This window comes from Bifidobacterium sp. LH_558 (assembly GCF_056356295.1).
Genome location: NZ_JBKETZ010000001.1, coordinates 581,302 through 602,367, shown reverse-complemented (window position 1 = coordinate 602,367; position 21,066 = coordinate 581,302). Strand labels below are relative to the sequence as shown.

Annotated in this window: 16 protein-coding genes; 13 read left to right on the top strand and 3 right to left on the bottom strand. The window is 63.3% G+C overall.

Annotation, left to right across the window (positions count from 1 at the left end; translation table 11 throughout):
• Positions 1-20 precede the first annotated feature (20 nt).
• Positions 21-1,913: a glutamine--fructose-6-phosphate transaminase (isomerizing) gene (glmS, locus tag AC1AV0_RS02815; protein WP_476570880.1), complete on the top strand. Its 1,893-nt coding sequence runs from the start codon at positions 21-23 to the stop codon at positions 1,911-1,913.
• A gap of 192 nt (positions 1,914-2,105) precedes the next feature.
• Entirely contained in the window at positions 2,106-2,900 is a 795-nt protein-coding gene (locus AC1AV0_RS02810) for a pseudouridine synthase (protein ID WP_476570879.1), read from the top strand.
• Here AC1AV0_RS02810 and AC1AV0_RS02805 read toward each other — a convergent pair.
• Positions 2,836-4,026 (bottom strand): CdaR family transcriptional regulator, encoded by a 1,191-nt coding sequence (locus AC1AV0_RS02805; RefSeq protein ID WP_476570878.1) that lies wholly within the window; start codon positions 4,024-4,026, stop codon positions 2,836-2,838. The genes AC1AV0_RS02810 and AC1AV0_RS02805 overlap by 65 nt on opposite strands.
• Before the next feature lie 143 nt (positions 4,027-4,169).
• Here AC1AV0_RS02805 and AC1AV0_RS02800 point away from each other — a divergent pair, with 143 nt between their 5' ends.
• Entirely contained in the window at positions 4,170-5,480 is a 1,311-nt protein-coding gene (locus AC1AV0_RS02800) for a GntP family permease (RefSeq protein WP_476570877.1), read from the top strand.
• A 78-nt stretch (positions 5,481-5,558) separates the two neighbouring features.
• The gene (locus AC1AV0_RS02795) at positions 5,559-6,701 is read left to right on the top strand and encodes a glycerate kinase (protein WP_476570876.1); all 1,143 of its coding nucleotides are present in this window, start codon (positions 5,559-5,561) and stop codon (positions 6,699-6,701) included.
• 170 nt (positions 6,702-6,871) lie between these two features.
• Here AC1AV0_RS02795 and AC1AV0_RS02790 read toward each other — a convergent pair whose 3' ends face one another.
• Positions 6,872-7,885, bottom strand: a complete 1,014-nt coding sequence (locus AC1AV0_RS02790; RefSeq protein WP_476570875.1) for a LacI family DNA-binding transcriptional regulator — start codon at positions 7,883-7,885, stop codon at positions 6,872-6,874.
• Between the two features lie 216 nt (positions 7,886-8,101).
• Between AC1AV0_RS02790 and AC1AV0_RS02785 the strand changes: the two genes are divergently transcribed.
• From AC1AV0_RS02785 to AC1AV0_RS02770, 4 genes are all read left to right on the top strand, one after another.
• A complete protein-coding gene (locus tag AC1AV0_RS02785; RefSeq protein ID WP_476570874.1) occupies positions 8,102-10,177 on the top strand; it encodes a beta-galactosidase in 2,076 nt (691 codons plus the stop codon).
• Positions 10,178-10,327: 150 nt separating this feature from the next.
• Positions 10,328-11,518 carry a glycoside hydrolase family 88 protein gene (locus AC1AV0_RS02780; protein WP_476570873.1) on the top strand — a complete coding sequence of 397 codons (1,191 nt, stop codon included), beginning with the start codon at positions 10,328-10,330 and terminating at the stop codon, positions 11,516-11,518.
• 183 nt (positions 11,519-11,701) lie between these two features.
• Positions 11,702-12,964, top strand: coding sequence for an ATP-binding protein (locus AC1AV0_RS02775; RefSeq protein ID WP_476570872.1), 1,263 nt, complete (start codon positions 11,702-11,704; stop codon positions 12,962-12,964).
• A gap of 311 nt (positions 12,965-13,275) precedes the next feature.
• Positions 13,276-14,700 carry an ABC transporter substrate-binding protein gene (locus AC1AV0_RS02770; protein WP_476570871.1) on the top strand — a complete coding sequence of 475 codons (1,425 nt, stop codon included), beginning with the start codon at positions 13,276-13,278 and terminating at the stop codon, positions 14,698-14,700.
• Between the two features lie 23 nt (positions 14,701-14,723).
• Here the strand turns inward: AC1AV0_RS02770 and AC1AV0_RS02765 are convergent, their stop codons facing one another.
• Positions 14,724-15,488, bottom strand: a complete 765-nt coding sequence (locus tag AC1AV0_RS02765; protein WP_476570870.1) for a type III pantothenate kinase — start codon at positions 15,486-15,488, stop codon at positions 14,724-14,726.
• A 175-nt stretch (positions 15,489-15,663) separates the two neighbouring features.
• On the opposite strand from AC1AV0_RS02765, the gene AC1AV0_RS02760 reads away from it, so the two are divergent.
• The 5 genes from AC1AV0_RS02760 to AC1AV0_RS02740 are packed head-to-tail and all read left to right on the top strand — an operon-like array spanning position 15,664 to position 21,004.
• The gene (locus tag AC1AV0_RS02760) at positions 15,664-17,325 is read left to right on the top strand and encodes an ABC transporter substrate-binding protein (RefSeq protein WP_476570869.1); all 1,662 of its coding nucleotides are present in this window, start codon (positions 15,664-15,666) and stop codon (positions 17,323-17,325) included.
• A 14-nt stretch (positions 17,326-17,339) separates the two neighbouring features.
• Positions 17,340-18,314 (top strand): ABC transporter permease, encoded by a 975-nt coding sequence (locus AC1AV0_RS02755; protein WP_476570868.1) that lies wholly within the window; start codon positions 17,340-17,342, stop codon positions 18,312-18,314.
• Positions 18,311-19,300, top strand: a complete 990-nt coding sequence (locus AC1AV0_RS02750) for an ABC transporter permease (RefSeq protein ID WP_476570867.1) — start codon at positions 18,311-18,313, stop codon at positions 19,298-19,300. Before AC1AV0_RS02755 ends, AC1AV0_RS02750 begins: the two co-directional genes overlap by 4 nt.
• Positions 19,290-20,117 (top strand): ABC transporter ATP-binding protein, encoded by an 828-nt coding sequence (locus tag AC1AV0_RS02745; protein WP_476570866.1) that lies wholly within the window; start codon positions 19,290-19,292, stop codon positions 20,115-20,117. The genes AC1AV0_RS02750 and AC1AV0_RS02745 overlap by 11 nt, the downstream gene beginning before the upstream one ends.
• Positions 20,117-21,004, top strand: coding sequence for an ABC transporter ATP-binding protein (locus tag AC1AV0_RS02740; protein ID WP_476570865.1), 888 nt, complete (start codon positions 20,117-20,119; stop codon positions 21,002-21,004). Before AC1AV0_RS02745 ends, AC1AV0_RS02740 begins: the two co-directional genes overlap by 1 nt.
• Positions 21,005-21,066 lie beyond the last annotated feature (62 nt).

Here is a 21,066-nt window from a genome sequence, read left to right as displayed (position 1 = left end):
TTCGGTTAGGCTGGATAGCTATGTGTGGAATCGTTGGATATGCAGGAAATCTGGAAACCGCGTGCGACAAGCCGCTTGAGGTGTGCCTTCAGGGACTGGCCCGACTGGAATACCGCGGATACGACTCGGCCGGCGTGGCGCTGACCGCCCCCGGCATGGACCATGTCGAGGTGCGCAAGAAGGCCGGACGCCTGGCCAACCTCACCGAAGACCTCGAACGCCGCCCCATGCCGCAGGCCACCGTGGCGATCGGACACACGCGCTGGGCCACCAACGGCGTGCCCTCCGACGTGAACGCGCACCCGCACACCAGCCGCGACGGCAAAGTCGCGATCATCCACAACGGCATCATCGAAAACGCCTCGCAGCTGCGTCTCGACCTGCAGGCCGAAGGCTACCGCTTCTCCTCCAAAACGGACACCGAAGTGGCCGCCAAACTGCTCGGCAAAATCGTGGACGCGATCATCGCCGAAGAAGGCAAGCCCGACCTGTTCAAGGCGGTGCGCCGCATGGCCCGCATGCTCGAAGGCGCGTTCACCATTCTGGCGACCGACTGCCGCCAGCCCGACATCGTCGTAGGCGCACGCCACGACTCGCCGCTGGTGGTGGGCCTGGGCGAAGGCGAGAATTTCCTCGGCTCCGATGTGGCCGCGTTCGTCGCTTACACCAAGCGCGCGCTCGAAGTGGGGCAGGACCAGTGCGTGTGCGTGTCCGCCGAAAGCGTGGTGGTGAACGACTTCTACGGCAACGTGATCGAGGATCCCGCCACCTACACCGTGGATTGGGACGCTTCGGCCGCCGAAAAGGGCGGGTGGGACTCGTTCATGGACAAGGAGATCCATGAGGATCCGGCCGCCGTGCAGCGCACGCTGCTGGGCCGCTTTGACGAACATGGCGACATCACCCTCGACGAGGTGCGCATCGACGACCACGATTTCAAATCCATCGACAAAATCATCGTCATCGCCTGTGGCACCGCCGCCTACGCTGGGCAGGTGGCCAAATACGCCATCGAACATTGGGTGCGCGTGCCCGTGGAAGTGGAGCTCGCCCATGAATTCCGCTACCGCGATCCGATCCTGACCCCGCGCACGCTGGTGGTGGCCATCTCGCAGTCCGGTGAGACGATGGACACGCTGATGGCCCTGCGCCACGCCCGCGAACAGGGCTCCAAAGTGCTGGCCATCTGCAATACGCAGGGCGCTTCGATCCCGCGCGAATCCGACGCGGTGCTCTACACACACGCCGGCCCCGAAGTGGCCGTCGCCTCCACAAAGGCCTTCGTCGCGCAGGTCACCGCCTCCTATCTGCTGGGACTGTATCTCGCACAAGTCAAGGGCGCGATGTTCCGCGACGAGATTCGCCAGATCCTCGACGCGCTGAAGGACATGCCCGCCAAAATCCAGTGGATTCTCGACACGCAGATGAAGGCCGTGCATGAGGCCGCCGCCGATATAGTCGACGCGCATTCCTTCCTGTTCCTCGGCCGCCATGTGGGCTATCCCGTGGCCATGGAGGGCGCGCTCAAACTCAAGGAGATCGCCTACACCTTCACCGAAGGATTCGCCGCCGGCGAGCTCAAGCACGGACCGATCGCCCTCGTGGACGAAGGCGAACCCGTGGTCTTCATCGTGCCGCCCTCGCGCGGGCGCGACGTGCTGCATGCCAAGGTGCTCTCCGGCATCGAAGAGGTCAAGGCCCGCGGCGCCTACATCATCGCCGTCGCGGAGCGTGGCGACAAGGATGTGGAGCGGTATGCGGACGTGGTATTTTGGCGTCCTGAATGCCCCACGCTGTTGAGCCCCTTGGTGGATGTGGTTCCGCTGCAGATCTTCGCCATGGATATGGCCAAGCTCAAGGGCTACGACGTGGACAAGCCGCGCAACCTCGCCAAGTCCGTCACTGTTGAATAGCGGGACCGCCGCTATTCGCATCTGTCCGCAGGTGCCCGGCATGTCCTATTCTCGGGACCGCTCCAGGCCGCTCAGGCCAAGCTTTACGCCCGTGAACAGGACATGCCGGGCACCTGCTCGTTGCGTCTGGATCTTACGAGATGTGTGTAATGACGGTTGTCTGTTCAATTCGTAGGAGGGGTCGATTGGGTGATGAGTGGGGCACAGCATAGGTGGGTGATGGAGGAGCCTCGGATTCCGTTTGAATGCGAGGTGCTGTATGAGGATGAGCGGATCATCGTCGTGGACAAGCCGCATTTTCTCGCGACGACTCCGCGCGGCATGTGGTATCGCGAGACGGCGCTGATTCGGCTGCGTGAGCGGTATGGCGAGCCGGATATCGTTCCGGCGCATCGGCTGGATCGGCTTACGGCTGGCGTGGTGGTGTTCGTGCGCGATCCCGCGGTCCGCGGCGCGTATCAGATGCTGTTCCAGAACCGGCAGACGGTCAAAACATACGAATGTCTGGCGCCATGCCGCCCGGCGACAGCGCCGCGCTTCGGCACGGTGACGCGGCTTGAGCTGCCCCGGCCGTTCCCGCTGCTGCGTCGCTCGCATATCACCAAGGACCGCGGCATTCTGCAGGCCTATGAGGAGCCGGGCGTCGTGAACGCGGAAACACTGATTGAACGTGGCGGCGCTGTTGTGACGCGATATACGGCGGCTGGGAATCGCGAACTGGTTTGCCGGTATGTGCTGCATCCCCGCACCGGCAAAACGCATCAACTTCGCGTGCATATGAACGCGCTGGGCCTGCCGATTCTCGGCGATGACTTCTATCCGCGCATCATCGAGCGACCCTATAGCGACTTCAGCCAACCGCTGGAACTGGTGGCCCGCTGTTTGGAATTCATCGACCCCATCACCGGTGAGCCGCGCGACTTCACCTCGCGCGTCCCGCTTGCCGGCGCAGGAGGAACGCCAGCGCCAGAACGGTGTGGTCGTTGAGATCGCGCGGATTGTATCCGGTGGTCGCGGCGATGCGGTTGAGATGGTTCTGCAGCGTGTTTTTATGCAGGAACAGTTCTTCGGCGGCGGCGTTGATGCTGCCGTTGCGGCGCGTATAGGCGTCGAACGTGGTTTCGAACGCGTCGACGGTGGCATCGGGAAGATCGCCGAAAACATGATGGACCAGCGTCTGCGCCTGCGCTGGCGGAATCTGCGGAAGCACCAATCCCAAATCGAGATCGGCGTACATCGTGCTGGTGGAGCGGGAACTGGGCGTGGGCGTCAGCGGAGTGGCGCGTGACGAGCGCGGTGCCGGAGCGCGGGACGCTTTATTGGCGATGCCCCACTGCAGCGCCGTCACAGCTTGTTCGTAGCTGGCTCGGCAATCGAGCATAGTGGGCGTCGCGCAACCGAAACCGCAATGGGTGGGATGCTCGGTATGACGCGAGATGATTTCCTGTATGGCGGATGCGGTGCGCAGCGCCGCTTCGGTTCCGCTGCCGTCTAGGATGATCAGCAGGTATTCCTGGGATGTCAGCGTTCCTATCGCACCGGGCGGCATGTTGATTTCCTGTTCCAACACAGGGGCGAGCTGTTCCCGATGGGTCAGCAGATCATCCGGCTCGTCGCCGCGTATCACGATGGCCGAGCATGGCCGGGTGAGGTCGACGTCCAGCATGGCGGCGAGCCGTTCCACGTCGGTTTCGTCGCGGCTGCCGTGCATCAGCGATATGACCAGCGAGGTGAGCAACGCCCGTCTGTTGGACTGCGCCAGTTGGTCGAGATGCTCGCGGATCAGAATTTCAGTCATCTTCTGCAGCACGGTGCCGAAGGGCTCGACCTCGGCCCTTTCTCCGGTGATGCCGATAACCGCCACGACCTCGCCGTCGAACTGCACCGGCACGTTGACGCCGTTTCGGGCGCCTTCGAAGGGATGCTCGTCATCCACGCAGACGGTTTGTTTTAAAGCGATGGCCAGCCGCGCCCCGTCATGGCCGGATCCCACGCGGGTGGGGTCGGTGCTGGCGACGATGATGCCGTCGGTGTTGAAGAAGTTGATCTCGTGACGCAACGCATCTTTGAGATGCGTCACGATGTCGGTGGCGATATTCGGATCGATTTCCATAGGAATATGGTACGTGTACTATTTTTCATCTGCAATTTGACGGGTGTTTGTATGGCGGGGCACATCGCCTGATCCGTGGGGCTGGGTCGATAATACATGTACGACCGGTAGTTCCGACTGGATTACTCAGGAAAGGTGTCAAAGTGGACATTTCATTGCACTGGTGGGCGGCGTTGATTGGATTGGCGCTCGCTATCGCCCTGATTCTACGTAAGTTCAACACCACGTACGCGCTGATGCTCGGCGCTGTGGTCGGCTGTGTGATCGGCGGGGCCTCGCTTTCGCAGACCGTGGATATCATAGTCTCGGGAACACAAAGTGTGATGGGCACGGTGATTCGTGTGCTCGCCGCCGGCGTGCTGGCCGGCGTGATGATGGAATCGGGCGCGGCCAACCGCATCGCGCAGACGATCGTGACCACGCTCGGTGAGCGGCTCGCCATTTTCGCCCTGGCGTTCGCCACCATGATCATCTGTGCGGTGGGTGTGTTCATCCCCGTGGCGGTGCTGATCGTCGCGCCCATCGCCATCGAGGTCGGCTCCAAGATGAAGGTCTCCAAACTGGCGTTGCTGGTCGCGCTTTCCGGCGGCGGCAAAGCCGGCAACATCATCTCTCCCAACCCCAACACCATCGCGGCGGCCTCCGGCTTCGGCATCCAGCCCTCCGACGTGATGATCTCCAGCTTCATTCCCGCGCTGTGCGGATTGGCCATGGCCGTGCTACTGGCCACGCTGGTGCAGCACCGCGGGCAGGTCGTCACCCTGGATGACTTGAACGGCGGCAACGGCGCGTCCGCGCAGGGCGGCGAGGCCGCTCGCGAGCTGCCCTCCATCGGCAAAGCGCTGGTGGCCCCCGTGACGGCCATCGTGCTGCTGCTCATCAATCCGTTGGGTGCCGTGCTGAACATCGAAGCGCTCACCATGTTCCAAATCGACGCGATGTACATCCTTCCCTTCGCGGCCGTTGTGGGATTGCTTGCCATGGGGCAGGGGAAGCGCATCCTCGACTACACCGCGGCGGGTATGTCCCGCATGATCGATGTGGTGCTGATTCTGATCGGCGCGGGCGCGCTGGGAGGCTTGATCACCAACTCCGACCTGTCCGACCAGATCGTGCGTCTGATCACCTCGGCCGGCGTTCCCGGCGCGATGCTCGCTCCGATTGCGGGTATTCTGATGGCCGCGGCGACCGCGTCCACCTCCACCGGCGTGATTCTCGGCGCCAGCTCCTTCGGCGAGGCGATCATCGCCTTCGGCACCGCGCCGGTGGCCGCCGCGGTCACCATGCAGGCCGGCGCCACGGTTATCGACGCTCTGCCGCACGGCAACTACTTCCACGTCTCCGCCAAGTCGATGAACATGTCCATCGGCGAACGCATGAGCGTGCTTCCGTTCGAGGCGCTGGTCGGTCTGACCATGACGGTCGTGGCCACCCTGCTGACGATCGTGCTGTGACCTCCTTAACGCGGGTGCGGCCGATCATGCCGCCCCGCGCCCAATCATCTACCATGTTCAATGTTGAAAGGTTCTCTTATGAAGATTGTCATCGCTCCCGACTCGTTCAAAGGCTCGCTCACCGCAAGCGAGGCGGCGCAGGCCATCGAAGCCGGCATCCTGCGCGTGTTCAATGACGCCGAATGCGTCAGCGTGCCGATGGCGGACGGCGGCGAAGGCACGGTGCGTTCGCTGGTGGACGCGACCGGCGGCCGTATCGTCTCGGTGCTGGTCACCGATCCGCTGGGACGCCCGACGAACGCGGAATACGGCATCCTCGGCGACGGACGCACCGCGGTGATCGAGATGGCCGCTGCCAGCGGCATCCAATACGTCGACGAGACCACGCGCAATCCGCTGATCACCACCACCTATGGCACCGGCGAGCTGATCAAGGATGCGCTTGACCAGGGCGTGGCCGAGATCATCGTCGGATTGGGCGGATCCGCCACGAACGACGGTGGCGCGGGCATGGCGCAGGCTTTGGGCGTGCGGCTGCTGGATGAGAACGACGCGCCCGTGCCGTTCGGCGGCGCGGCGCTTGCCGGGCTCGCCAAGCTGGATGTCTCCGGTTTGGATCCGAGGCTTGCCGATGTGAGCATTCGCTTGGCGTCGGATGTGACCAATCCGCTCACCGGCGTGCGTGGCGCGTCCGCCGTGTTCGGTCCGCAGAAGGGCGCGACGCCGGATATGGTCGAACAGTTGGACGCGGCGCTGAGCCATTACGCCGCGGTGGTTCGCGAACAGCTGGGACGAGAGGTGGAATCCGTTCCCGGCGCGGGTGCCGCCGGCGGTCTTGGCGCCGGATTCCTCGCCTTCACCGAGGCGAATATGCGCTCGGGCATCGACCTGGTGGTTGAGGCGACCGGCCTGGCGCGCCTGGCGCAGGGGGCGGATTACTGCTTCACCGGCGAAGGCGGCATCGACTTCCAGACGCAGTACGGCAAAACGCCCATGGGTGTGGCCCGCGCGGTCAAGCAGGCATCGCCCGACTGCACGGTGGTGGCGCTGGCCGGCAACGTCGGCGAAGGCATCGACCAGCTCTACGATTTGGGAATCGACGCGATTTTCGGCATCATGCCGGGAGTGGCCACCATGCGCGACGCCGTGGACCATGCGTCGGACAATCTGACGCGCACCGCCGAGAACGTGGCCCGTCTGATCAAGCGCACCATCCGCTAAACGATAACGTTGACAACCCTCATGTCATGCTGGGCGGAGCGCAGCGAAGTCGAAGCATCTCCGCTTGGGGATGATGTCTTAAACGCGATGATGCCGACGCGGCCCAAGGCCTGCGTCGGCATCATCGCATTGTGTACCCAATCGATGCCTAGGCGATATCCGGACGATATCTAAACGCTGATGTCGCGTACGGATCCGCGTTCGACGAGTTCGGTCGGAATCACCGTTTTGACGCCGACCGGGACTTGTTCGCCCTCGCATTGGCGGCGGATCATGGCGAAAATCTCGCTGCCGATGCGGTCGAAGCGCATGCGCATGGTGGTGAGGTTGAGTCGGGGCACCATACCGACCAGCGAATCGTCGACGCCGATCACGCTCACATCCTCCGGCACGCGTTTGCCGGCGGCCTCCAATCCGCAGATCGCCCCATAGGCCATCTGGTCGTTGGCGGCGTAGATCGCCGTGCATTCGGGATCATGCGCCAAAGCGAGGCCCGCTTGGTATCCGCTGTCGGCCTCCCAGTCACCCACGTATATCGACGGCACGCGCGCGCCCGCCTGTTCGAGCGCGTCGCGCCAGCCCTTGACGCGGCTTTCGGCCGCGCGCGAGGACGTGGGGCCGCAGATGTGGTAGACCGTGCGGTGGCCCTTGCTCAGCAGAAAGTCGACGACCGCGGTCGAGCATCCGTACTGGTCGGCATCGACGGTGGGGCAGTGCGGGGACGGGGCTTCGGTGACCAGCGCGACAGGCAGCTCCTTGGATGGCGCGAATGTTTCGAAATCCGGAATCGATTCCTCCATCACCACGATCACACCGTCCACCGGCTGCTGCTTCATGCGGTCGACTGCGGCCGCCAGCGTGCGTTCGTGGCCTGGTTTGATGGTCTGCACGGTGACCGAATAGTCGTTGTCGGCCGCCGCCGTGGCGATGCCGTTGAGGATACGCGCGTTGCCATAGGAGGTCAGGTCGAACAGCACGACTCCGATGTCGTTGAAGCGCCCCTGCTTAAGCGCGCGGGCGGCGTGGTTGGGGCGGTACCCCAGTTTCTCCATGGCCATCTGCACGCGTTGGCGGGTTTGGGGGCGCACCGCGTCGCTGCCGTTGGCCACGCGGGACACGGTCTGCGCGGATACCCCGGCCTCTCTGGCGACATCCTGCAATGAGGCTTGTGATGTGCGTTCCATAGTGTCTGCTCCACGATTCGGCATCGGTGTTTTCGTTATCATTATAGATGGTTTGCTCAGCTGTTGTGACGCGGCTTATGTGCAGGCATTGTCCATTGTGATGCTATTATGGTAACGCAAACATTTTGAACAGGTGATGGGTCGATCGCACGGTCGGCTCCATATGCCGCCCGCATCCAACGAGGTTGTGCGGGAGACGCTACGCAAAGGACAGCTATGGCAGAACGCACGCGATTCCAATGGCCCCAGCCGCTTGAGGGGCAGCAGCCCCGCATCTGGTACGGTGGCGACTACAACCCCGACCAGTGGCCGGAGGAGGTATGGGATGAGGACATCGAGCTGATGCGTCGGGCCGGAGTCAACTTCGTCTCCGTCGGCATCTTCTCGTGGGCCAAGCTGGAGCCCCACGAAGGCGTCTACGATTTCGACTGGCTCGACCGCGTGATCGACAAGCTCGGCAAAGCGGGCATCGCCGTCGACCTCGCCTCGGGCACCGCCTCGCCGCCGATGTGGCTCACCCAGGCTCATCCTGAGGTGCTGTGGGTCAACGACCGCGGCGAAGTCTGCCAGCCGGGCGCTCGCCAGCATTACCGACCCACCAGCCCGGTGTACCGCGAGTACGCGCTGCGTCTGTGCCGCGCCATGGCCGAGCATTACAAGGACAATCCTTATGTGGTGGCCTGGCATATCAACAACGAATACGGCTGCCACAACCGGTTCGATTACTCCGAGGACGCCGAGCGCGCCTTCCGCAAGTGGTGCGAGAAGCGCTACGGCACCATCGACGCGGTCAACGACGCCTGGGGCACCGCGTTCTGGGCGCAGCGTATGAACGATTTCTCCGAGATCATCCCGCCCCGCTACATCGGCGACGGCAACTTCATGAACCCCGGCAAGCTGCTGGACTGGAAGCGATTCAGCTCCGACGCGCTGCTCGACCTGTACCGCGCCGAACGTGACGCGGTGCTGGAGATCGCACCCCGCCCGCAGACCACGAACTTCATGATTTCCGCGGGCGGCACCGGCCTCGATTACGACAAGTGGGGCTACGACGTCGACTTCGTCTCTAACGACCACTACTTCTCTCCCAGCGAGGCGCATCTCGACGAGCTGGCGTACTCCGCCTCGCTGTGCGACGGCGTCGCCCGCAAGCAGCCGTGGTTCCTGATGGAGCACTCCACCTCGGCGGTGAACTGGCGTCAGATCAACTACCGCTGCGAGCCCGGCGAGCTGGTGCGTGACTCCCTGGCGCATCTGGCCATGGGCGCGGATGCGATCTGCTACTTTCAGTGGCGGCAGTCCAAGGCCGGCGCGGAGAAGTGGCATTCCTCGATGGTGCCGCACGCCGGCTCGGATTCGCAGGTGTTCCGCGATGTGTGCGAACTGGGCGCCGATCTGAACCTGCTCGCCGATGAGGGGCTGCTCGGCACCGCATTGGTCAAGTCCAAGGTCGCGCTGGTGTTCGACTACGAATCGCAGTGGGGCACCGAACACACCGCCACCCCCAGCCAGCAGGTGCGTCACTGGACCGAGCCGCTCGACTGGTTCCGCGCGCTGGCCGACAACGGTCTGACCGCCGACGTGGTGCCGGTGCAGGGCGATTGGGACCAGTACGAGGCCGTGGTGCTGCCCAGCCTGTACATCCTCTCCGAGGAGACCTCGCGCCGCGTGCGTGAGTATGTGGCCAACGGCGGCAAGCTGTTCGTGACCTACTACACCGGTTTGGCCGATGAGAAGGACCACATCTGGCTGGGCGGATACCCCGGCTCCATCCGCGACGTGGTCGGCGTGCGCGTCGAGGAGTTCGCGCCCCTGGGCACGGACCAGCCGGGCGCGGTGGCAAGCCTGAAGTTGAGCAACGGCGCCGAAGCGCATGATTTCGCCGACGTGATTGCGTCTGTGGCCGAGACCGCTCGCGTGCTCGCCACCTTCCAGGCCGATTCGTGGACCGGCATGAACGGCGCTCCCGCGATCACCGTCAACGAATACGGCGACGGCAAGGCCGCGTATGTCGGTGTCCGCCTGGGCCGCGAGGGCCTGGCGAAAACCCTGCCGACGCTGCTGGAGGAGCTGGGCGTCGCCGCCGGCGGTCCCGACTGCGGCAAGGTGCTGCGTGTGGAACGTGCGGACGAGAGCGGCGAGCGTCGCTTCGTCTTCCTGTTCAACCGCACCCATGAGACGGTGACGGTCGACGTCGAAGGCGCGCCGATGGTCGCCTCTCTGGCGCAGGTCGACGAAGCCTCCGGCACCGCCGAAATCTCACCCAACGGCGTGCTGGTGCTCAAGCGCTGACACGTCGCCTTCCTTCCGGATTCCCATCAAACGCCGACGCAGGATGCCCCACGCGGGCGGCATCCTGCGTCGGCTTGAATGAAGCCGCGAGTTGGTTCGAACGAGACCTAATATCGCCATATCATCACGTCGTCATCAAGAAGGACCAGCATGACCTGCGAACACACCACATCCGCGAATCCGCCCACCGTGACCATCAGCGAACTCGTCGGCGACGGCGAGCGTGCGTGGGCCGAGGCGCAACTGCCCAAACTCACCGCGAAATTCGCCGCCGAACGCGACCGTGTCGGCGACAAAATCCCCTATATCGCGCAGGATGGGCTCTACCGCGAATTCGAGGACGAAACCTTCATCCGCTGGTGGACGAACGGTTTCTGGCCGGGCATTCTCTGGCAGATGCGCCACGCCACCGGAGACGAGGCGTACACCGCGCCGGCGCGAGGTGTGGAAGCCAAGCTCGACCGCGTGTTCGACGACAACGACACCGACCACGACGCCGGCTTCATGTGGCTGCTTTCCGCCGTGGCCGACTGGCGTGCCACCGGCGACGAACGTTCCCGCACCCGTGGCCTGCACGCCGCCAACCTGCTGGTCAGCCGCTTCAACCCGGTCGGACGCTTCCTGCGTGCGTGGAACGAGCGAGGGCGCGAAGGCTGGGCCATCATCGACTCGATGATGAACATCCCGCTGCTGTTCTGGGCCACGCGCGAGACCGGCGACCCCCGCTACGCGCAGGTGGCGACCATGCATGCGGACACCCTGCTCGAGCATGTGGTGCGCCCCGACGGCTCCTGCAACCACATCGTGTGCTTCGATCCGTTGACCGGCGAATTCGAAGACAATCCCGGCGGACAGGGCTACGAATCCGGATCGGCTTGGACGCGCGGCCAGGCGTGGGCGATCTACGGATTCGCGCTCGCCGCCCGCAACAGCGGTGAGGCTCGGTATCTGGATGCCGTCAAGCGCGTGGCGCACTATTTCTGCGCCAATGTGGCGCTGAGCGGCGACCTGACACCCATCGACTTCCGCCAGCCCGCCGAACCGGAGTATCGGGATGCATTGGCCGCGGTGATCGCCGCCTGCGGTCTGATGGAAGTGGCCGAGCAGGTGCCGGAGTTGGAGCGTGCGCTGTACGCGCGCTGGGCCGTGCGCATTCTGAAAGCGGTGGAGGCCAACTGGTGCGATTGGGACCCCGCGCATGACGGTTTGGTGCAGTGCTGCTCCGGCTCGTACCACAGCGAACCGGACCGCGAAGTGCCCATGGTGTACGGCGACTACTACTACGTCGAAGCCGTGCTGCGCCTCGCCGGCAAAGCCATGCGCCTATGGGACGCCGAATAACCTCCCGTTCGGCCGATTGATTCAGCCATCCAGCCGTCGGTTTGCCTCCGGTCTCCGATTGCATGACGATGGGTGAGAGGTGGTCGTTATCGACCACCTAAACGTTATTTTTTGTACATTGTATGTATAAATTTTTGTACATCCAATGTATAAAAATTGTACATTCATGATAGACTCGCAATCATGAATGACTACATCACCAGACCGTTGGGCGAAGCGTTACTGCGTGCGAAACGCAAAGTCGTGGTTTTGGAAGGGTCTCGTGCGGTAGGCAAGACGTTGATGTCCCAACGGCAGTTGGTGCCTGCGGGGTTCTCATATGAGACGCTTGCCGACCCGAATACGTATGAGTGGGCGCGTGCCGATGTGCGGGGCTGGTTGAATACGCTGAAACTTCCGGTCATCATCGATGAGGCGCAGCGTATCAAAGACATCCCTTTGGAGGTCAAGGAGATCGTCGACGCATCGCCTGAGTCGGGAACGCAATTCGTGCTTACCGGCAGTGCGATCATCAACCGCGATGGGCTTGATGGGCAGGATCCTCTGGCGCGGCGCTCGCAACGGTTCACCATGAGTCCGCTCACGCAGCGGGAACGGCATGGCGTCGCCGCAAGCTTGGTGGATGATTTGTGGGAACGGCAGCCTAATGCGGATTATGACGAAGGTGTCGAACGGGACGATTTGTATGATCTGATGGCGGCCGGCGGATTCCCCGGATATGTGTTCGAATACGCCGAATACGAGGATTGGGAACGGGAACGGCTGGTGGCCGATGATATTCGCGCAGTGCTCGGCGACACGATTCTTCCCGGTGAGAAGCTCGATGTCGCCATCGCGCAAACCATTCTCGAACGATTGCTGTGCGCGCCGGGTGGCATTCTCAATTCCAGTGCGTTGGGCAACGAACTTGCGTTGGATCGGCGGACGGTGGACCGTTATGTGGGCATTTTCATGCGTCGATTCCTCGTTCATGTGCTGCCGAATCTGCGCACCGCGCCGAATCGGCAGTCGTTCACCCGCGCCAAAATCCATCCCACGGACACGTCGCTGAGCGTGCAGACACTGCTTTCCAAAGGACGTGACCCGGCGGAAAATCCTGTGGATTTCGGCAACAATCTGGAATCGTTTGTCGTGAACCAGATCGTGCCGTCTGTGCAGTGGTCGCATACCCATCCCGACTGCTTCTATTGGCGCGAGTCCGGCGCACATCCGAAAGAAGTGGATGTCGTCATGAGTCGGCGTAATCGTTTGGTTGGTGTTGAAGTCAAATCATCGTCGAGAGTCACGCGCGAGGATTTCCGTGGTCTTTCGGCATTGGCTCAGGATGACAGATTCCACCGCGGCTTTCTGGTGTATACCGGCAATCGCGTCATGCAATGGTCGGAGAACCTGTGGGCCATTCCGGTCACTGCCTTGTGGAATCCCACGGCTTTCCTCTCCGCATAGATGCGTTTGATGTCCGGTTATGCTCCAATCCGCCGGCCCAAGGTTAATATCGGTCCGAGCGTCTCTCTCACCACCCGAGTGTTTCCCTGTCGTCTGAGTGTTCCCCCCCCCTCGTCATCGCGAGCGGAGTTGAGGGATCTCACGTGCTGTTGAGATTCCTCGATTCCGCTTCGCTCCGCTCGTAATGACATGTGCGGTGCTTGCTTTTAGGAAATGCATGTTTTACGTCGTACTGTCGCGAAAACAGCTTCGGGATATCGGGCCGACTGGTCGGTCCCGACCGGCCCGGGGCAGCGGGTAGACTCGAGGGCATGCGCATTATCGGACGGAGACTCAAACGACTGGCCACGACGCTCGCCGCCGTCGTGCTTGCCGTCTGCCTTGCGGGCTGCGGGGCCGCCTCCGCGGTCGACACCCGCACCGTGATCAACGTGTGGTCATGGGAGCCGAGCATGGCGGCGGTGGTCGAACAGTTCGAAGCCGCGAATCCAGACATCCGCGTGGAACTCACCGACATCAGCGGCTACGACAACCTCAACACGGCCATCCAAGACGGCTACGGCACCCCAGACGTGGTGCAGCTGGAATACTTCGCCCTGCGCCAATACGCGGTGTCCGGGCAATTGCTCGACATCACCGACCGGGTCACATCCGGCTATTCCGAATTCTTCACTCCGGGCACCTGGTCGTCCGTGCAGCTCGCCGACCGCGTGTACGGGCTGCCCATGGACTCCGGCCCGATGGCGTTCTTCTACAACAAAGACGTGTTCGACCAAGCCGGCGTGGACGCCGAACAGATTAAAACCTGGGACGACTTCTATGAGGCGTCCAAAAAACTCAAAGCGATCGGCGTATACATCGCGGCCGACGCGGGCGACGCCAGCTTCTACGACGCGATGATCTGGCTGGCGGGTGGCCAGCCTTTCCGCACCTCGACGGACGGCAAAACCGTGACCATCGATTTGGAAAACGATTCGGGCGTGCAGGCGTTCACCGAATTCTGGCAGAAAATGATTGACGAGGACCTGATCGACACGCGTTCGCAGACCTGGTCCGACGCATGGAAGGAACGTATCGGCGACGGCACCATCGCCTCCGTGTTCTCCGGCGCGTGGATGCCCTCGCTGCTGCTCGCCGACGTGCCCGGCACCGCGGGACTATGGCGTGTGACCCAGATGCCCACGGCGGACGGCCAACCCGCCAACGCCGAGAACGGTGGTTCCGCGTTGGCGGTGCTGCAGTTGACACGCAAGCCGGATGCGGCGTTCCGCTTCGTCGAATTCGCGACCCACAGCACCGAAGGCATCTCCACACGTGTGGACGGCGGCGCTTTCCCTGCGGACAACGCCACCCTGAACAGTCGGGAATTCCTGAGCAAAACCACCATCCGCGACTCGCGCGGCGTCGACGTGGCCTACTTCGGCGGGCAGCGGTTCAACGAAGTGCTGGCGCAGGCGGCGGAGAACGTCTCCACCGACTACCAGTACCTGCCGTTCGAGGTGTACGCGCGCAGCGACTTCAGATCCACCGTGGGACAGGCCTACCGCTGGTCGAGCTCCTACCACGCGTATCAGGCGCGCGAAGAAGCCATCGACCAGGGGCAGACGGACAGCCGCGGCAATCCGCTGAAATCCCTGGAGCATCCGGGCAAGAAAATCAGCCTCTCCGACGGCATCGCCCTATGGCAGAAAGACCTCAAAGAATACGGCTTCAACCAAGGCTTCACCATCCAGTAGGTTCGTTCGGGTGAATCCTAAGCTTAGGCGTTGCGGGTGTGGATGTGCTTCATGCCTTTGAAGATCAGGTCGGGATCGTACACGTCGATCATATCCGTGTCGTCTTTGAACATGCGCCCCAGGCCGCCGGTCGCAATCACTTGGAACGGTTCGTCAATCTCCGCGCGGAACTGGGCGATGATGCGTTCGATGCCGCCGAGCGTGCTGTAATACAGACCGGCCTGCATGCAGTCTCGCGTGTTGGTGCCGAGAATCGAGAACGGGCGGGTGATCTCCACTTCGGGAAGCTGCGCGGTCTGCCCCCACAGCGCGGCCGCGGACGAGCGGATGCCGGTGGTGATGACGCCGCTGGTGATCGTCCCCCTGCCGTCCACGTAGATCAACGTGGTCGCGGTGCCGAAATCAGCCACCAGAGCGGGGCCTCCGTAAGTGAAGTACGCGCCGGCGCATCCGGCGAGGATGTCCGCGCCCAGCGACTTGGGGTCGTCGATGCGCACGTTGATGCCGGTTTTGACGCCGGGCCCGACGATCATCGGCTCGAGTTTGAGGAATTTGATAATGCTCGCGCGGAAGGAATACATCACTTTGGGCACCACCGAGCAGATGATCACATCGTCCACATCCTGTGGTGCGTAGCCACTCATCGCGAGGAATTCCGTAAGCATCAGACCGTATTCGTCCGACGTGTGGTCGGCTTTGGTGGTGATGCGGTACGTGCCGACGATTTCATCGCGCTCCAGGAATCCGAGCACGATGTTGGTATTGCCGATATCGACTGCGACGAGCATGGTTGCCTCCCTTGTTGGACGCGATTATACGGGGTGGGTCGCACGAAGTGGCAATGGAACGCCGTCCGTGCGCTGCCCATGGCGAGGGCTATACTCATCCCTTGGTGGACGACCCTATTCGGGCGGCCAACCAATCGACAATCCAACGAAAACGATAATTGCATAAGGAAGATCCATGTCTCACGATCATGGTGCGTACGGCGAGGCCGACGCAACCGAAGAGCAGAAGACAACTCCAACCACTGGCGCGAACGCCGTGGCCAGTACCGACGCGACCCTGGAAGGGCGCGCGAAATCAACGAACCAGCATCACGGACCCAAGGCGTGGGTGTGGGTGCTGATCGCCGTCATCGCCGTCGTGGCGATCGTCATCGGCGCGACCGTATTCGGCAAGAAGAACGACGATGCCGCATCCGGCACCGGGCAGGCCGCAAGCACCGTGACCATCGGCCTGAAACTCGCCCCCACCAATCTCGACATCCGCAACCAGTCCGGCTCCGCGCTCGACCAGCTGCTCATCGGCAATGTGTACGAGGGGCTGGTGGGCCGCGACTCGGACAACCAGGTCGTGCCCGCCATCGCGAAAAACTGGACCGTCTCCAACGACGGCCTGACCTACACCTTCACCCTGAACGAGAATATGAGTTTCTCCAACGGCGACGCGCTCACCGCCGAGGATGTGGCCTGGTCGATCAACGAACTCATCGACCAGCAATACCATGACGCCGACGCGCTCGACGGCGTGACCTCCGTGACCGCCGACGGCGAGAACACCGTGGTCATCACGCTGGAAGCGCCGAACTCGAACCTGCTGTGGACCCTCACCGGGCGCCCTGGCCTTGTGTTCGACAAAGACGCCGACTACGACGCCAAAACCGAGGCGGTCGGCTCCGGCCCGTACACGGTGTCGAAATTCGTGGAGAACGATTCCGTCACGCTGACGGCCAACGAGAACTACTGGGGCGAGAACAAAGCCAAAACGCCCACCGTGGTCGTCAAATACTTCACCGACGACAACGCCGCGGTGAACGCGCTCAAATCCGGCGACGTGCAGGTGCTCGCGCCGATCACCGAGAACCTGGCCGAGCCGTTCACCTCCGACCCCGAGCATTACACCGTGCAGGCGGGCGACGGCACCGACAAATACGTGCTCGCCTTCAACTCGAAGGGCGAGAAGACCTCCGACCAGCGCGTGCGGCAGGCCATCCGCTACGCCATCGACCACGACGAGCTGATCGCCTCACGCGGTGGGGCAGACAAGGCGCTCGGCGGGCCGATCCCCAGCCTCGACCCCGGCTACGAGGACCTGACCGACCTGTATCCGCACGATGTGGACCAGGCCAAGGCGCTGCTTGAGGAGGCCGGCTACTCCACCGAGCATCCGCTGGAACTCACCCTCACCTATGCGAACACCTACGGCACCGAATTGGGCGACCAGCTGCGCTCGCAGCTCAAGGAGGTCGGCATCGAACTGACGGTGAACGTGGTGGAGTTCTCCACGTGGCTGCAGGACGTGTACACCAACCATGATTACGATCTGTCGCTGGTGGACCACAACGAAAGCCACGACTTCTACCAGTGGGCCGACCCGGACTACTACTACGGCTACGACAACGCCGAAGTGCAGCGGCTGTACGCCGAGGGTGTGGCCGCCACCTCCGACGAGGAGCGTGACGCCAAATTCGCCGAGGCGGCGCGTATCGTCTCCGAAGACGCGCCCGCCGACTGGCTGTTCAACTACCGCATCACCACGGCCCAGGCCAACGGCGTGGAGGGATTCCCGGTCAACATGAACCAGACCCTCCTGCCCCTGTACAACGTGACCTACACCGAGTAGCGGCGGCAAGTGATATGAGGTTCGTGATTCGCCGGCTGCTGCTGTTTGTGGCGGCGCTGTTCGGCATCTCCGTGCTGGTGTTCGCCGCGTTGCGCGTGCTGCCGGGCGATGTGGCGTCCATTATGGCGGGAGTCAATTCCTCACCCGAACGAGTGGAAGCGTTGCGCGAACAGCTCGGCCTGAACAGGTCGCTGGTCGCCCAGTATGCCGATTGGGCGGGGGCGCTGCTGCACGGCGACTTCGGCACGTCGATTCTGACCGGCCGTTCGATCACCGCGCTGGTCGGCTCGCGGGCCTCAATCACGTTTCCGCTGATTATTCTCGGTCTGCTGGTGGCGCTGGCCATCGGTCTGCCGCTTGGCTGTGCGGCCGTATTGGCGCGCTCGCCCCGCATGCGTTCGGCGTTGCGCGTCGTGGCCATTATCGGCGGCGCGATTCCGGCGCTGTGGGGCGGACTGCTGCTCATCCTGCTGTTCTCGCGCGGCTCCGGCTTGCTGGGGCTTTTCCCCTCGCAGGGATTCCCGCAGGAGGGATGGGCCTCGCCCGGACAGGCGATTTGGTCGCTGATTCTGCCGGCCCTGTCGGTGGGAATCATTGTGGGGGCGAGCATTATGCGCTACACGCGCTCCGCATTGGAATCGCTGGCCTCATCCGGCTACGTCGATATGGCGCGCGCCTGCGGCATGACCCGCACCCAAGCGGTGCTGCGCGTCGGACTGCGTCTCGCCACGCCGCAACTCGTGTCGGTGGTCGGCCTGACGTTCGCCTCCATGATCACCGGCGTGATGGTGATCGAGAACCTGTTCGCATTGCCCGGCATCGGCAGCGGACTCGTCACCGACGTGGGCAACCGCGACCTCATCGCCGTGCAAAGCGAACTGTTCCTCCTCGCCGCGTTCTTCCTGGGCGTCGGCCTGGTCGTTGACTTGGCCCACCGGCTGCTCGACCCCCGACTCAAATCCGCCGACAGCTCGGAGGTGACTCAATGACCCAGTCGTCACTGCCCCCGCCCTCATCGTCGGACCGTACCTCCCTGGCAGAGCATATCCCATCCTCGGCAGGACATCTCTCCTCCCCGTCATCCCGAGCGGAGCGAAGCGGAGTCGAGGGATCCCTCGCCTTCGTCCTACACGCCGTCTGGCGCAAACCCGAAGGCAAATTCTCGCTTATCATCCTCGCGCTGTGGGCGCTTGTCGCCCTCGTCTCCCTGTTCTGGACCCCGCAATCCCTGTGGGCGACCGACGGCTACAACGTGTGGGCCAAACCCTCCGCCGCGCACTGGCTCGGCACCGACGGCACCGGCGCGGACGTGTTCAGTTGGCTGATGGCCGGCTCGCACACGAATCTGCTCATCGTCATTCTCACCGTCGCGTTCTCGGGAGCGTTCGGCCTGTTGCTCGTCGCCGCCATGGTGGCCCGCAATTCCGCGCTCGCGAACACCTCTGTGGTGGTGGTCGACGCGCTCATTTCCATTCCCACCGTGTTGATCGCCCTGATTCTGGCTGTGCCGTTGGGCGCGTCCATCGTGGTGATCGTGGTGGCGTGCGGATTTGGATACGGGCTGAATCTCGCGCGCGTGGTGCGTCCCTCGGCGCTATTGGCCGCCCGGTCGAGCTATGTGGAGTCCGCACTGGCCAACGGCGCGTCCGGCATGCGCGTGCTTATGACTCACATCGTGCCCAATATTCTTCCCGTGCTGCTGGTGCAGCTGTCGCTGTCCGCGGGAACGGCGGTGCTGGCCGAAAGCGGCCTGACCTACCTCGGCATCGGCGTGCCCTCGGGCGTGCCGAGTTGGGGTCATTCGCTGGCCACGTCGGTCAGATTCATCAACGTGTATCCGCTCACCGTGCTGTGGCCGGGTCTGATTGTCACCGTGGTAGTCGTCGCCCTGAACGTATTTGGTGACGCGCTGCGTGACGCGTTGGAGGAGCGGTATGCTGCGGCCGCGGCGCAGGGGGTGGAGCATGGGCGTTGAGATTCGCGGACTGAATATCACCATCCAAGGCGCGCCAATCGTACGAGATGTGGATCTGCGCGTCGGCGACGGCGAGCGGGTCGGCCTGGTCGGTTCGTCGGGCTCGGGCAAATCGATGATCTCCAAGGCGATGCTGGGACTGCTGCCGTCGCGCGCTCAGGCCTCCGGTCTGATCCGGCTGGGGGAGGCGGCCGTGTGCGAGGGGGAGCGGTTTGCCGACGAGCGCGCGTTGGCGGCCCTGCGTGGCCGTTATGTGGGCACGGTGTTCCAGAATCCGGCCGCGTCCCTCAATCCGGTGATGACCGTCGGGCAGCAGGTGGAGTTGCCGCTGCGCCTGCATTACGACCTCAACCGCGCCGAGCGACGGGATCGGGTGATGGCGATGCTCGCCAAAGTCGGTCTCGACACGGACATGGCACGCAAATTCCCTCACGAGCTTTCCGGCGGGCAGCAGCAGCGTGTGGGACTGGCGACCGCGCTGATCACCTCACCGCGTCTGATCATCGCCGATGAGCCGACCACCGCGTTGGACTCCATCACCCAGCGTCAGATCGTCGATCTGCTGGTGTCGTTGGTCGATGACGCGGGCGCGTCCATGCTGTTCATCACCCATGATTTCTCGGTGCTGGCGCGCGCCACCACACGCTGCTATGTGCTCGACGAGGGGCGCGTCGTGGAATCCGGCGCGACCGCCGACCTGTTGACCTCGCCGCACACTGCCGAGGCGAGTCGACTGGTCGATGCCGCGCGGCGGCTCACGCTGTCGCGGGAGTCCGCGGGCGGGCCAGCTGGTGAGAGTGAGCGAGGAGAAGTCTGATGGATAATCCCAAGGCGATCGATCGCACGACGATACTCGAGGGACGGGGGTTGAGCGCCTCCTTCGGCCGCGGAGCCGCGCGCGAACAGGTGCTGTTCGATGTGGACGTCGATGTGCGTGCGGGGGAGTGCCTCGCCGTCATCGGCGGCTCCGGCTCCGGCAAATCCACCTTGACGCGCATCCTGCTCGGCTTGGGGCGAGCGGATGCCGGTGTGGTGCGCTATGACGGGCTGGCGGTCAACGCCGCCCAGGAAGCGGGCGACGCCGCGTGTGCTGTGGATGTTGCGGATGCCGGTGCTGCGCGCGTCAAACCATTGTCGATGTCGGCGATGCGCAAACTGCCGGGGTTCCAGGCGTTGCGGCGGGAATCCGGACTGGTGTTCCAAGATCCGTTCGGTTCGCTCGACCCGCATTGGAGTGTGTGGCGGTCGGTGGCCGAGCCGGTGATGCTGCGGCATAAGGATATGCCGCGCGAGGCGGTGATGGAACGGGTGAATCAGGCGTTGCTCACCGTAGGGCTCGATCCGGAGGTGTTCGCGCGACGTCATCCGGCGAATCTTTCCGGCGGACAGGCGCAGCGCGTCGCCATCGCCCGAGCCATCGTCAACGAGCCGCGCGTGATTCTCGCCGATGAGCCTATGAGCGCCATCGACGTGGCCGCCCGCGTCCAGATTCTCGAAGCCTTTCGCGCGATTCGCCAAGCCCGCCCCGACACTGCGCTGATTGTGGTGTCGCATGATCTGGGCGTGGTGCAGCATCTGGCCGACCGCATCGTTGTGCTGCATAACGGACGCGTCGAGGAGGTCGGCGACACCGACGCCATTCTTTCCGATTCGAGGAACGCATACACGCGTCAGCTGATCGACGCGGCTTCATTGCGCTGGTAATCATTGCGCTGGTAAACGGCGAACCTCCACCTATTGACGAAATCGCATCTTAGGTTGTATGG

What these genes read in the sequence shown, in the direction of transcription:
- glmS (WP_476570880.1), top strand. Translation starts at nt 21, where the DNA reads ATGTGTGGAATCGTTGGATATGCAGGAAATCTGGAAACCGCGTGCGAC.
- AC1AV0_RS02810 (WP_476570879.1), top strand. Translation starts at nt 2,106, where the DNA reads ATGAGTGGGGCACAGCATAGGTGGGTGATGGAGGAGCCTCGGATTCCG.
- AC1AV0_RS02805 (WP_476570878.1), bottom strand. Translation starts at nt 4,026, where the DNA reads ATGGAAATCGATCCGAATATCGCCACCGACATCGTGACGCATCTCAAA.
- AC1AV0_RS02795 (WP_476570876.1), top strand. Translation starts at nt 5,559, where the DNA reads ATGAAGATTGTCATCGCTCCCGACTCGTTCAAAGGCTCGCTCACCGCA.
- AC1AV0_RS02790 (WP_476570875.1), bottom strand. Translation starts at nt 7,885, where the DNA reads ATGGAACGCACATCACAAGCCTCATTGCAGGATGTCGCCAGAGAGGCC.
- AC1AV0_RS02785 (WP_476570874.1), top strand. Translation starts at nt 8,102, where the DNA reads ATGGCAGAACGCACGCGATTCCAATGGCCCCAGCCGCTTGAGGGGCAG.
- AC1AV0_RS02780 (WP_476570873.1), top strand. Translation starts at nt 10,328, where the DNA reads ATGACCTGCGAACACACCACATCCGCGAATCCGCCCACCGTGACCATC.
- AC1AV0_RS02775 (WP_476570872.1), top strand. Translation starts at nt 11,702, where the DNA reads ATGAATGACTACATCACCAGACCGTTGGGCGAAGCGTTACTGCGTGCG.
- AC1AV0_RS02770 (WP_476570871.1), top strand. Translation starts at nt 13,276, where the DNA reads ATGCGCATTATCGGACGGAGACTCAAACGACTGGCCACGACGCTCGCC.
- AC1AV0_RS02765 (WP_476570870.1), bottom strand. Translation starts at nt 15,488, where the DNA reads ATGCTCGTCGCAGTCGATATCGGCAATACCAACATCGTGCTCGGATTC.
- AC1AV0_RS02760 (WP_476570869.1), top strand. Translation starts at nt 15,664, where the DNA reads ATGTCTCACGATCATGGTGCGTACGGCGAGGCCGACGCAACCGAAGAG.
- AC1AV0_RS02755 (WP_476570868.1), top strand. Translation starts at nt 17,340, where the DNA reads ATGAGGTTCGTGATTCGCCGGCTGCTGCTGTTTGTGGCGGCGCTGTTC.
- AC1AV0_RS02750 (WP_476570867.1), top strand. Translation starts at nt 18,311, where the DNA reads ATGACCCAGTCGTCACTGCCCCCGCCCTCATCGTCGGACCGTACCTCC.
- AC1AV0_RS02745 (WP_476570866.1), top strand. Translation starts at nt 19,290, where the DNA reads ATGGGCGTTGAGATTCGCGGACTGAATATCACCATCCAAGGCGCGCCA.
- AC1AV0_RS02740 (WP_476570865.1), top strand. Translation starts at nt 20,117, where the DNA reads ATGGATAATCCCAAGGCGATCGATCGCACGACGATACTCGAGGGACGG.